Raw genomic sequence first — 12,356 nt, 5'->3', positions numbered from 1 at the left:
TACCAGGAGGAGCCCTGCTTCATCCAGCCGCCGGAGCGCATGGCGCCGGAGCCTTCGAAGTAGTACCACTTGCCGTCGGCCGCCTTCGCCCAGCCCGTGGCCATGGCGCCGGAGTCGGTGAGCCAGTACCACGTGCCTCCCTGCTTGATCCAGGAGTTTTGGGTGGCGGATGCGCTGTTCGCGAACCAGTACCATGATCCGCCCAGCGTCTTCCACCCCTGATAGGCCTGTTTGAGCCCTTGGTAGTACAAGACGAGTCGGGGGTCGTGATTGAACGCGTGGTACGTGGCGGCGTCCTTCATGACGTTCAGATGCAGGCCATCTCTCGCGAACGTGGCCACGACGGCCCCGTATCCGTTCGCCGACGCTTCCGGCGCGGTGAAGTAGCGGACGCCGAGCCGGTCAAGGGTCTTGGTCGCGTATTCGGGAAGATTGCTGCTGTTGCCCGTCTGCACGGCGTACGTGGGGGAGAGTGCTGTCAGGTAGGACGGCGTGTTCGATCCGCTCAGGCCGTGATGAGCCAGCTTGAGCAGATCGACGTGGCCTATCATGCCCGAAAGCCGATCCTCGTCTCCATCGTAGTTGTTAATGTCTCCTGCGAGGAAGGCGGTGGAGCCGCCCGCCTTCACCTTGACGCCCCAGGAGAAGTAGTTCGCGTCGGGCACGGGGTTGAACTTGTAGTCGTCTCCGTAGTTGACGATCTCGATGTTCATGTCTCCTAGGGTGAAGAAGGGGCTTCCCGTGGTCGAGGGGTCGGGGGCGTGCTCGTGGATCAGGTTGGGATCGACCGACCGGGTGACCGCGATGCCCTCTTCTGGCAGTAATTCGGAGTTGTACGGATCGTCCTGGTCGGTGGGGTCCACGCCGAAGCGCTCCATCACGCCTTCGGCGTCCAGCACGTCGGCTTGCGGAGCGTCGCCGACAGCAGTCAAGTCGCTTTGAGCTTCGACGGGGTTCGGCGCGGGTTCCACGGGCGCGTTCGGATCCAGGTTTTGGATCAGGATGGCGCCCGTCTCTTTCGCCGCAGCGATAGCTCTGTCGTACACGTACTGGTTGTCCCAGAGGCGAGCTTCGTCCGATATGAATGAATCCTGATATTCAGCCAGGTACACGCGCTGGGGGCGGAACTCGCGGATGATCTCGTCGGCGGAGCCTATGTGGTCGCTGTGGGGATGCGTGCCGAGGTAGAACTCGAGGTTGCCCGAATTCACCCCGAGGTTTTTCAGGTATGCGACGACAGCATCCTCGACGCCGCTCCCTTTTACGATTCCGGGGCGGAGCGGGTAGCGTGGATCCGATCCGTCAGGGTAATCGCTGTCCTCGCCTGAATCCACGATGCCGAAGCGGCCGTTGCTCTCCAGGACGATGGCGTCCGTGCCGGCGAAGGGGAGGATATGGATGTGCGTGCCGGCGCTCGCCGCTTCGGTCTGGCTCTGATCAGCGTACGCAGTCGGTGGGCTTGCAAGCGCCGGAGCCGCGCAGGCGACTGCGAGAACGATTGCGAGCATGGTTCGGAAGGCGCAGGGGCGCGGCAAGCGCATGGGATTCACGGAAGCCTCCTTGACGATGGCGCGCTGGGCGTGCGGGTTCGTTGCTTTCGACGGGTCGCTTGGATATTCTCCTCATTATACGATTTGGTCCTGGTTCTTCGGTAATCAACGCTAAAATAGGGCTTTGCAATTGAGGAACTCGACGGGATTGGGCGGATGCGGCCGATTACCGGGCACATTTTGATGACGTGAAGAAATCCGAGGTAGGACTTGCCATGGAGCGCCTGACGATAGACGACATGAAGGAAATCCAGCTTGAGCTGATGGACGAGCTGGACAGGGTTTGTCGTGAGCAGGGCATAACGTATTTTTTGGCGTACGGCAGCCTTTTAGGTGCGGTTCGCCACGGCGGGTTCATTCCGTGGGACGACGACATGGACGTCGTGATGCTGCGCGCCGACTACGAGCGTCTGATTGCAGGGTTCGACGAATGGAAGTCGAGCGATCGCTTCTCCTTGGCGTGGTATCGGGACGGAAAGTCCATCTACTCCTTCGTCAAGCTGGTCGACACCACCACGCGCGTGCTGGAGAATTTCGTCGACAAGAAAACGTCCACGGGCGTGTGGGTCGATATATTTCCGCTCGAAGATTTGAAGCCCGGCGACCGACGTCCTTATCGAAAGAATGCCCTCTTATCGCTGGTGCGCGGCTTCATCGTCGCCGATCCGTCGGTGGGGTCGAGCGCCTTCGTGAAGCTCGTCAAGCGCATCGTGTGTCCGTTCGCGCGCAGGCTCGATGCGTTGAAGTACGCTCGCGCCATCGACGAGAACGCTCGCGATGCCAACCGGGGGGAAAGGTCGGACGTGGTGGCCGACATCGTCGGCACGGAGAACAAAATCGTCGAGTTTCCCAGAAGCCTGTTCGACCCCGTCGAGATGCCCTTCGAAGATCGGGTGTTCCTGGCTCCGGCGGGCTATGAACGATTCCTGGAGCTACAGTACGGAGATTGGCGGGCGATTCCGGGCGACGATGATCGGGAGATCCATACGTTCGAGGCGTATCGTCTATGAAGCCGACATCTTCCAAGATGCGAGACGTGCCGCCCCTGTCCACCAAGCAGAACATGCTGTGGAACTCTGCGGGGTCGATGACGTACTTGGCCTGCCAATGGCTGGTCACGGTTCTCGTTGTGAGGTTGTCCGCGGGCTACGACGATGCCGGCCTGCTCTCTTTGGCCATGTCGGTTGTTGGCATCTTCGGCACGTTTGCGAACTACAAGATGGGGACGTATCAGATTTCTGATATCAGGCGCGAGAACGACCTCGCCGAATACCTGGGCTTCCGTTGTTTGACGCTGGGCTTGGCTTTCGTTGCGTGCATGGTGTACGCCTATCTAACATGCGCCCCGTACGCGCTGGCCACCATCGCGCTTTTCTTCGTGTTCAAGGCCGTAGGCTTGCTGATTGACATCCTGCACGGTGCCGACCAGCAGCATCGCCGTATGGACTATATAGGAAAGTCGTTCATCGCCCAAGGCTTGAGCACGCTCGCCGCGTTCGTAGCGGTTTTTTGGTTCACGCGGAACCTGAACCTCGCTATCGTGGGGATGACCGCTTCGGCGCTCGGAGTCCTTGTGCTGTTCGACATACCGAAAGCTGGCCAGTTCGAGCGCGTCTGCTTGCGGCTATCTCGCAGCAAGGCGCTCTTCTTTCTCAAGGTGTCGTTTCCCGCCGTGCTGGCCTCTTTGGCCGCTAGCGCGATTTTCGCCATCCCGAAGCAGTATCTGGCCATGACCTCGGGGGATGCGGCTCTCGGCATCTACGCGTCGGTGGCCGCGCCTGCGCTCGTCATCCAGATGGGAGCGATGTATTTGTACGGCCCTCTCCTCGACGTCTTCCCGCGCCACTTCTTCGACGGGGATCTTTCGGGTTTCCTCAAGCTGCTGGGGAAAACGATCGGCGGTATCGTCTTGGTGGGGATCGCCTGTTCCATTGTCTTGGAGCTCGTCGGATCGTGGGCTTTGCAGCTTTTGTTCGGTTCCAGCATCGAGCCGTACGTCTATCTTCTGCAGCCCATCATCCTATCCACGATACTGACGGCTTTTCTCTGGTTTTTCGGGGATTTGTTGATCACGTTGCGCAACTTCAAAGCCAATTTCATCGGCAACATCGTCGCGCTTGTCTCGGTGCTGGCGGTCACGTTCCCGTTCGTGAACCTGTGGGATATGAACGGGGTGAGCTTTGCCGGAGCCGTTGCCTGCCTGGCGGGCGTGCTGACCCTTCTGGGATTCCTCATAGCCACGGTGCGGCGCGGGCCTGCTCGCGCGCACGGGGGCAATGGAGAAAGGACGGACGGATGATACGTGTTCTGCATGTCATTGGCGCTATGGATCGAGGGGGCGCCGAGACGATGATAATGAACCTGTACCGCGCCATCGATCGAACGAAGGTGCAGTTCGATTTCCTGGTTCACGAACAGCGCGTGTGCGACTACGACGAAGAGATCAAGGATTTGGGAGGCGAGGTGTTTCGCGGGCTGCCTCGTTTCAAGGTGGTGAACTATTCTACGTATCGCGACGAGTGCCGCGACTTCTTCTCTCGTCATTCCGAGCATCCCGTCGTGCATGGGCATATCGGAAGCTGTGCCCCGGTGTACCTCAGGGAGGCGAAGCGGCAGGGCCGGGTGACGATCGCGCATAGCCATTCCCAGAAGTTCCCTCTTTCCGTTACGGAGCTGGGATTCAGGGCGTTGGCGTATCCCGTCCGACGCGTGGCCGACAACTTCATCGCCTGCTCCATGGAGGCGGGGGTTGATCGGTTCGGAAAGGCCGTCGTCGAGGGCGAGCGGTTCCATCTGTTGAAAAACGCCATCGACGTCGATTCGTACGCCGGCGACCCTTCCGCTTGCGAGCGTGCCAAACGATCTCTTGGATTCGCCGGCGTTCCGTTGATTGGACATGTGGGCAGATTCGATCCGGTGAAGAACCACCTGTTCCTCGTCGAGACGTTCTCCGAAGTGAAAAGGCGCATTCCCGATGCCAAGCTGCTGCTGGTGGGTCGAGGTCCTTTCGAGGGCGGTGTTCGCCAAGCGGTCGAGGATGCCGGCCTTGAAGGCGATGTGGTGTTCTTCGGAGTCACCGATCGCGTGCCCGACGTGCTGAAGGCCCTCGATGCGTTCGTGTTCCCCTCGTTTTCGGAGGGCCTGCCTATGTCCGTGATGGAGGCTCAGGCCGCCGGCGTGCCGTGCGTGTTGTCCACGGGGGTTCCCGAGTTGGCGGTTGCGGTTCCTTTTGCGGTCGAGCGGCTGCCTTTGGAGGCCGGAGCGGGGGCGTGGGCTGATGCGGTTGAGCGCGCTCTGTCGAAGCGCTTCGACCGGGCGGAAGCTGCCGCGGCCGTGCGCCTGTCGGGTTTCGATATCCGCGACACGGCCGCATGGCTCGAATCGTACTATCTGGATCTGGCTGAAACCCAATAAAAAGCAAGGGAAGGTGCGAAAGCGGTGCAATACGAACAGGACGTGCTGAGGAAGCTGCAGCTTGCGGAATTGAGCATCCTCCGCGACATCGATTCGGTATGCCGATCGGAGGGCATACCGTACTTCCTGGAGTGCGGCACGCTTTTGGGCGCCGTTCGGCACGGAGGGTTCATTCCGTGGGACGACGATATCGATGTAGGGATGCTTCGACCTGATTACGAACGCTTCTTGAAGGTGGCTCCGAAAGCGCTTGGAGAAAGGTATGCGGTGTGCGAGCCTCGGGCGAATTCCCGTTGTGCTGGCATGTTCGCGAAAGTTTGGAAGCGTGGCACGAAGTTCTTCACGGCGGAAACCATGGAGGCGGGAATCGATCAGGGCATCTTCGTGGACGTGTTCCCCTACGACATCCTCCATGCCGACGAGAGCGTTGCTACTCGGCAGATTCGGCGATGTCGAGCATGGCAAAGCGCGTCTTACCTGCTGCACGCTCGGCATGTGACCGTGCCCCATTGCGGCATCCTTGGTGCGCTCGAAAGAGGTGCTTGCTCGGTTGCCCACGTGGGTGCAAAGGCGTTTTTGAACCACGAGCGTGTCGTGAGGTCGTTCGAGGCTTGGGCGCTTCGAGGTTCGGAGCGTCCCGGCAGTGATTACATGAGCATGGCGTACGTTACTGATTCGGCGTTTCCTGCGGACGAGCTTTCGCCTGGTCGTGAGATGCTGTTCGAAGGGTTCTCGTTTCCCGTTCCCGCTCGAGCGGAGTCTTATCTTGAGAGGGTATACGGCTCGAGTTGGAGGGAATTGCCCCCGATTGAGGCTCGTCGCAACCATGCTCCAATTGAGCTCGACTTCGGAAGCGATTAGGCGCTGCGGATCGGAAGCTCCCGATAAGCTTATGTTCAAAAAGTACACCTACTTTACAGTATTGAACAAATCTACTATGCTTCGTTTTGCTATTCGATAAAGTCGACGAGGAAGCGGAGCGTATGGTCGCGGCAATTTCACGAAGAAGGTTCTGCTGGATTGCCGCGGGCGCGCTAGCCGTCTTGGCGCTGCCCGGCTGCAGCTCGGCGAACGACGGCACCGTCGTCATCTACTCGTGTGCCGAAGGCGTGCGCAACGAGTCGCTGATCACGGCGATGCATGCGCGTTTCCCAGAGTACGACATCCGCCTGCACTACATTCCCACGGGCAACTGCGCCGCGAAGCTGAGGATGGAGGGTTCGCAATCGGAGGCCGACATCGTGCTTGACCTCGAAGGCGGTTACATCAAGCAGGTGTCGGAGTGGCTCGACCAGCTTCCCGCGCAGGATGCGAAGCGCTACTGCGCCGACCTGGTGGATCCCGACCATCGCTACTTCCCCTTCGCGCGTGAGAGCGCATGCATCGCCGTGAATGAGACGACGCTTTCCGCGCACGGCCTCGAGGCCCCGCAAAGCTACGAGGATCTGACCGATCCTCAGTACAAAGGGCTGGTTACGATGCCGAATCCAAAATCGTCGGGCACGGGCTATAACTTCGTCAAAAGTCTGGTGAACGCTTGGGGCGAGGACGAGGCGTTCGACTACTTCGACCGTCTGGCCGACAACGTGTACCAGTTCACCTCATCGGGATCGGGCCCGGTGAACGCGCTCGTTCAGGGCGAGGCCGCCATCGGCCTGGGCATGACGTTTCAGGCCGTGTCCGAGATCAACCAGGGCGTGCCGCTGAAGGTGCTGTTCTTCGAGGAGGGCGCGCCGTGGGCCGTATACGGCATGGGCATCGTCGAAGGCAAAGGCTCGCGCGCCGCCGTGCGCGAGGTGTTCGACTGGCTTTCCACCGAGGGCGTCAAGATCGACAACGAGACCTACGTGCCCGATCAGGTGCTCGCGGACTTCAAGGCCGAGATCCCGAACTACCCGACCGATATCGATTACGCCGACATGACGGGCATCACCGACCCCGACGAGAAGAAGAGGCTGCTGGGAAGATGGAAGTACTGATGACGAACGAATCGAAGGCGCCGGCCGCCGGCGGCGCGCCGAAGAAGCTGTCCGCGCGCGGCCTCGTGAAGCGCTTCGACGGTAAGGAAGTGCTGCACGCGCTGGACTTCGACGTGTTGGACGGCGAGTTCCTCTCCATCCTTGGCCCGTCGGGGTGCGGTAAGACCACCACGCTGCGCATCCTCATCGGCCTCTTGATGCCCGACGAGGGTACGCTCACGCTCGGCGGGCGCGACATCACCACGGCGCCTCCTGACGACCGCGGCATGGGCATCGTCTTCCAGAACTACGCGCTGTTCGAGAACATGACCGTGCGTGGAAACGTGGAGTATGCGCTGAAGTTCAAGCCCGAGCTGAAGGCGCGTCGTCGTGAGATCGCGCAGGGCGTGCTGGAGCAGCTGGGGCTTGCAGAGCACCTCGACAAGAGCGTGCGCCAGCTTTCGGGCGGCCAGCAGCAGCGCGTGTCCATCGCACGCACGCTGGCGCTGAACCCCGAGGTCATCCTGTTCGACGAGCCCATGAGCGCGCTCGACGTGGAGACGCGCCTGTCGCTGCGCCTCGAGCTCAAGCGCATCCAGCGCGAGTTCGGCACCACGATGGTGTACATCACCCACGACCAGGAGGAGGCGTTCGCGCTGTCCGACCGCGTGATGGTGATGGGCGAGGGCAGCATCCACCAGCTGGCCGCGCCCGACGAGATCATCGCCAACCCGGCCGACGACTACGTCGCCGACTTCGTGGTGAAGAACCTGCGGATCAAGATGGATTCGCTCGCCCGCTTCATGGATCGGTAGGCGGCCGTGAGACGGGCAGGGAAACTCAACCTCACGCGCATCGTGCTGGCGGCCTTCTTCCTGGTCGCGGCGGTGCTGCCGCTCATTGGCATGTTCTCGCGGCTTGCGAGCCCCGAGGCGCGCGCCGTGTTCGGCACCGAGCAGTTCGCCACGGCGTGCCTCAACTCCATCGGCGTCGCGTTGACCTCGACGGCCATCTCGCTCGCGTTCGCGCTGGCGATGTCGTGGGTGCTCTGCCGTACTAACGTGCGGGCGAAGGGCGTCATCGCCGTGGTCATGACGCTGCCCATGCTCATCCCGTCGCTCGCGCTCGGCATGGGCCTGGTGTTCCTGCTGGGCTCGAACGGCGTCATCACGAACGCGCTGGGGCTGGACTTCTCGCTGTACGGGTTCTGGGGCATCGTGATGGGTTCGGTGCTGTACTCGTTCCCGTCGGCCTTCCTGCTGCTGTACGATGTGCTGAAGTACGAGGACGCCTCGCCGTACGAGGCTGCCGACGTGCTGGGCGTGCCGAAGCGCAGCCAGTTCTTGCGCATCACGATGCCGTATCTGCGCAAGCCGCTCATCTCGGCGGTGTTCGCCACGTTCACGCTTGTGGTGACCGACTACGGCGTGCCCCTCATGGTGGGCGGCAAAACCACCACGCTTCCGGTGCTCATGTACCAGGAGGTCATCGGCCTGCTGAACTACGACACGGGCGTGGCTATCGGCTTCGTGCTGTTGATCCCGGCCATCGTGGCTTTTCTCATCGATGTGCTCAACGCGGACAAGGGGAAAAGCTCGTTCGTGTCGAAGCGCTTCTCCATCGCCCGAAGCGCCGTGCGCGACGTGCTGGGTTACGCGCTGGCCGCCATCGTGTCGGTCGCTATTATCTTGCCTCTGGGTTCGTTCGTGCTCGTGTCGTTCGTAAAGAAGTACCCCGTCGACATGGCCGTGACGTTCGACAACGTCGGCCGGGCGCTCAACATGAACGCGGGCGATTACTGGTTCAACTCCATCGTCATCGCCTGTCTCGTGGCGCTCGTCGGCACGACGTTGGCGTACTTCGCAGCGTATATAACCGCGCGCATGGGGGGCCGCTTCGCGAAGCTGCTGCATCTCGTGTGCATCACGACGCTGGCCATCCCGGGCCTCGTGCTGGGCCTGTCCTACGTGCTGTTCTTCAAGGGCTCCGTCCTGTACGGCACGTTGGCCATCCTCGTCCTGGTGAACCTCGTGCACTTCTTCGCCTCGCCGTACCTGATGGCGTACAACTCGCTGGGCAAGGCGAACGAGAACCTGGAGGCGGTCGGATCGACTATGGGCATCGGGCGCGCGAGCATCCTCAAAGACGTGCTGATCCCCCAGACGATGGATACGATCATCGAGATGGCGGGCTACTTCTTCGTGAACTGCATGGTCACCATCTCGGCGGTGGCGTTCCTCGCTACGACGCTCGACATGCCGCTTGCGCTGCTCATCACCGATCTGGACGCGCAGCGTCTGACGGAGTGCGCCGCGTTCGTGTCGCTGATCATCCTCCTTACGAACATTGCCTCGAAGCTCGTGCTCGCAGGCATCAAAAAAGCTATTCATCGCGCGGAAGCGCCCGAGGCCTTCGCGGCCTGACGCGTCCGTCGCTCGAACGAGAGGGATACTGCTGCCATGGAACGTTCTCTTGGTGTGAAGGATTTCAAGATACTGACCGCGCTCGAGGAGCGCGTCGACGAGGCGCTCACGCAGCGCGAGATCGCCACGGCGGCCGATTTGTCGGTTGGCACGGTGAACCGCGCGATGGCCGATCTGCACGAGCGAGGCTTCGTGCGCGAGGGCATGCTGTCGGCGGCCGGCTTGGAGGCGCTCGAGCCCTACCGTGTGAAGCGTGCGGTGCTGATCGCCGCCGGGTTCGGCTCCCGTCTGGTGCCCATCACGCTGAACACCCCGAAGCCGCTCATCCGAGTGCAGGGGCGGCGCATCATCGACTCGCTGCTCGACGCCGTGTACGCGGCGGGCATCGAGGAGGTGTACGTGGTGCGCGGCTATCTGGCCGAGCAGTTCGACCAGCTGTTGTACAAATATCCTGGCCTCAAGTTCATCGAGAACCCCTTCTACAACGAGGCGAACAATATCTCGTCGGCCGTGGCGGCGAAGGATCTGCTGCAGAACGCTTACGTGTTCGAGTCCGACCTGCTGCTGTACAACCCGAAGCTGATCACGAAGTACCAGTACTCGTCGAACTATCTCGGCGTGCCCGTGCAGGTGACTGACGACTGGTGCTTCCAAACGCGCCGCGGTGTGATCACGGGACTGTCGGTAGGCGGGACGGACTGCCATCATATGTTCGGCATCTCCTATTGGACCGAAGAGGACGGCAGGAAGCTGGCCGACGACGTGCCGGCGACGTTCGCCATGCCCGGCGGCAAGGAGCGCTATTGGGACGAGGTAGCGCTGCGATACTTCGCCCGCAACTACGAGGTGGTCGTGCGTGAGTGCACGTTCGACGACGTGATCGAGATCGACACGTACCGCGAGTTGCAAGAGCTTGACAAAGCGTACGTGTGACACGGAAGGTCCGATACCGTTCGCTCACGCGTTCAGCTGCTTCGGTGCGTCCGACATACGCCATCTGTCGAGAGGTCTTCGGGAGGGGCTCGTTTACTGATATACTCATCAGCGGTAATATTTGCGACAACGCATCGTAGTAGCAACTGACAGTTCGAAGTACGGAGGTGCTCCATGCACCAGGTTTCATCCCGATTGTCCAAGCTGGCCTTGTCGGTTATGCTGGCTTTCGCGCTCGTTCCCACGGCTTCCGTGGCCGCGATGGCCGATCCCCAGATCTCCGATCCGGCATCCGACCCGGTCATCCAGTCGCCTTCCATCGATCAGGGTGTGTCGGAAGAGGCTCCCGCTTCTACCGAATCGTGGCAAGGGGAGGGCTCGGAGCCCGCTGAGGCGGACGAAACCGCCCAACCCGATAGCGAGGCCGAAGCCTCGGCGGCGGCTCTCGGTCCCGACCGGCAACCGGTGGGCTTCGTGTACTTCGACGAAAGCTCCCCCAGCGCGGGCGGTTCCCAGCTCGTCGTGGTTGCGCTGGACGACGAGTCGATCGAGCTGACGTCCGCAGAACTGACGCTGACGGCTCCTTCGGGCGCGTCGGTCAAAGCGACCGCTTCCGAGTACGCGGGCAATGCGGCGCTCTTCTCCGTAGACGTTCCGGAGGCCGGGGAGTACCGTCTCGAACGGATGGAGGGCGCGTCTGCCGCCGACAGCCGCACGCTGCTGGTGGATCTGTCCTCCTGTGAGGGCGAGCCCTACGCGTTCATGGTGGCCGAGCCGCAAGCCGAAGCGTTTTCCCTGTCCGATGAGTCGACCGGCGGCGTGTCCGTGTACGCACTGACCGACGACGGCCAGCTTGAGGAGGCATCGTCCTTCGAGGAGGCTGCGCAGCTGTCCGCCGAAGCGGCTTCTGCCGTCGCAGGTCGTTCGGCCGCCTCGGGCGCGCGCAGCCCCTCCGGCAAGTTCGTGGTTGCCTTGGATCCCGGCCACGGAGGTAGCGAGCCCGGGGCTTCGGCCAACGGTTTGGTTGAGAGGGAGCTCACATGGAAGATCGCGTTGTACTGCAAGGAGGCGCTGGAGTCCTATGCGAACGTCGAAGTGGTGCTGACGCGTGGAAGCGACGAGAAGGTGAGCCTTGTTGAGCGCGTGAACCGCGCGGTTGACGCAGGAGCCAACGTGTTCGTCAGCTTGCATCTTAACTCCGGACCTGCTTCGGGCAACGGTGCCGAAGTGTGGTATCCGAACGACAGCTCGTATCGTCACGAGCTTCACGAGGAGGGCGCACAGCTCTCCAGCAAGATCCTGGAGAAGCTGACTGCACTCGGCTTGACCGACCGCGGCATAAAAGTGCGCGATTCGGAGCGCGTGGATGGCGAAGGCCCGTTCTACTATCCCGATGGCAGCATCCAGGACTACTACACGGTCATCGAGGCAAGTCGCGAAGCCGGCATCGTGGGCATCATCGTCGAGCATGCGTTCCTGTCTAATAAGAGCGACAGCGACAAGCTGAAAAGCGAGGCGTTCCTGAAGGAGCTGGGCTACGCTGATGCCGAGGGCATAGCCGAGACGTACAAGCTCTCTTCTGGGTGGGAAATCGACAACGGCCGCTGGAAGCTGAAGCTGGCCGACGGTACGTATGCTACGAGCAGCTGGCAGCAGGTCAAGGGTAAGAAGTACTGGTTCGGGGCGGATTCGTACGCCGTCACCGGATGGCAGACCATTGATGAAAAGCGCTACTATTTCGACAGCTCGTGTGCCTTGCGGACAGACGGGTGGTTGAAAGACGACGGGTCCTGGTATTGGCTTTCGTCTTCCGGCGTCATGCAGACGGGGTGGTTGAAGCTGGGTGGAACGTGGTACTGGCTCGATCCGCAGACTGGCAAGATGGCAACGGGCTGGACGACGGCTTCGGACGGACATCGCTACTACTTCGACGGATCGGGGGCCATGCAGACGGGTTGGGCGAAGGTAGGCGGAACCTGGTACTACCTGTCCGGCTCCGGCGCGATGCAGACCGGCTGGCTGAGCAAGGGCGGCTCCTGGTACTGGCTCGACCCCGAGAGCGGGAGGATGGCCACCGG

Annotated in this window: 10 protein-coding genes; 9 read left to right on the top strand and 1 reads right to left on the bottom strand. The window is 61.5% G+C overall.

The window, feature by feature from the left end:
* Positions 1-1,541 (bottom strand): MBL fold metallo-hydrolase (locus GT590_RS13980; RefSeq protein ID WP_240133657.1); only part of this gene is annotated, 1,541 nt, incomplete at its 3' end.
* 224 nt (positions 1,542-1,765) lie between these two features.
* Between GT590_RS13980 and GT590_RS13975 the strand changes: the two genes are divergently transcribed.
* The 9 genes from GT590_RS13975 to GT590_RS13935 all read left to right on the top strand — a co-directional run.
* Positions 1,766-2,560 carry a phosphorylcholine transferase LicD gene (locus tag GT590_RS13975; protein ID WP_009304099.1) on the top strand — a complete coding sequence of 265 codons (795 nt, stop codon included), beginning with the start codon at positions 1,766-1,768 and terminating at the stop codon, positions 2,558-2,560.
* Positions 2,557-3,849 carry a lipopolysaccharide biosynthesis protein gene (locus GT590_RS13970; protein ID WP_009607756.1) on the top strand — a complete coding sequence of 431 codons (1,293 nt, stop codon included), beginning with the start codon at positions 2,557-2,559 and terminating at the stop codon, positions 3,847-3,849. Before GT590_RS13975 ends, GT590_RS13970 begins: the two co-directional genes overlap by 4 nt.
* Complete coding sequence (locus GT590_RS13965) at positions 3,846-4,964, top strand: glycosyltransferase (RefSeq protein ID WP_009304101.1); 1,119 nt, start codon at positions 3,846-3,848, stop codon at positions 4,962-4,964. The genes GT590_RS13970 and GT590_RS13965 overlap by 4 nt, the downstream gene beginning before the upstream one ends.
* 24 nt (positions 4,965-4,988) lie before the next feature.
* Complete coding sequence (locus GT590_RS13960; RefSeq protein ID WP_009304102.1) at positions 4,989-5,825, top strand: phosphorylcholine transferase LicD; 837 nt, start codon at positions 4,989-4,991, stop codon at positions 5,823-5,825.
* 122 nt (positions 5,826-5,947) lie between these two features.
* Entirely contained in the window at positions 5,948-6,943 is a 996-nt protein-coding gene (locus GT590_RS13955; protein ID WP_009304103.1) for an extracellular solute-binding protein, read from the top strand.
* Positions 6,943-7,737, top strand: a complete 795-nt coding sequence (locus tag GT590_RS13950; protein WP_009304104.1) for an ABC transporter ATP-binding protein — start codon at positions 6,943-6,945, stop codon at positions 7,735-7,737. Before GT590_RS13955 ends, GT590_RS13950 begins: the two co-directional genes overlap by 1 nt.
* Before the next feature lie 6 nt (positions 7,738-7,743).
* Positions 7,744-9,345: an ABC transporter permease subunit gene (locus GT590_RS13945; RefSeq protein ID WP_009304105.1), complete on the top strand. Its 1,602-nt coding sequence runs from the start codon at positions 7,744-7,746 to the stop codon at positions 9,343-9,345.
* Between the two features lie 36 nt (positions 9,346-9,381).
* On the top strand, positions 9,382-10,278 hold the full coding sequence (locus tag GT590_RS13940) for a sugar phosphate nucleotidyltransferase (protein WP_009304106.1): 897 nt from the start codon (positions 9,382-9,384) through the stop codon (positions 10,276-10,278).
* A 174-nt stretch (positions 10,279-10,452) separates the two neighbouring features.
* Positions 10,453-12,356, top strand: a 1,904-nt coding sequence (locus GT590_RS13935) for an N-acetylmuramoyl-L-alanine amidase (protein ID WP_192925374.1), incomplete at its 3' end; no start/stop codon positions are given.

The sequence above is a fragment of the Eggerthella sp. BIOML-A1 genome, from assembly GCF_009875595.1.
Classification (GTDB): domain Bacteria; phylum Actinomycetota; class Coriobacteriia; order Coriobacteriales; family Eggerthellaceae; genus Eggerthella; species Eggerthella lenta.
The sequence above is the reverse complement of the archived record's forward strand: the minus strand, read 5'-3'. Positions and strand labels throughout refer to the sequence as shown.

What these genes read in the sequence shown, in the direction of transcription:
- GT590_RS13965 (WP_009304101.1), top strand. Translation starts at nt 3,846, where the DNA reads ATGATACGTGTTCTGCATGTCATTGGCGCTATGGATCGAGGGGGCGCC.
- GT590_RS13975 (WP_009304099.1), top strand. Translation starts at nt 1,766, where the DNA reads ATGGAGCGCCTGACGATAGACGACATGAAGGAAATCCAGCTTGAGCTG.
- GT590_RS13940 (WP_009304106.1), top strand. Translation starts at nt 9,382, where the DNA reads ATGGAACGTTCTCTTGGTGTGAAGGATTTCAAGATACTGACCGCGCTC.
- GT590_RS13950 (WP_009304104.1), top strand. Translation starts at nt 6,943, where the DNA reads ATGACGAACGAATCGAAGGCGCCGGCCGCCGGCGGCGCGCCGAAGAAG.
- GT590_RS13970 (WP_009607756.1), top strand. Translation starts at nt 2,557, where the DNA reads ATGAAGCCGACATCTTCCAAGATGCGAGACGTGCCGCCCCTGTCCACC.
- GT590_RS13955 (WP_009304103.1), top strand. Translation starts at nt 5,948, where the DNA reads ATGGTCGCGGCAATTTCACGAAGAAGGTTCTGCTGGATTGCCGCGGGC.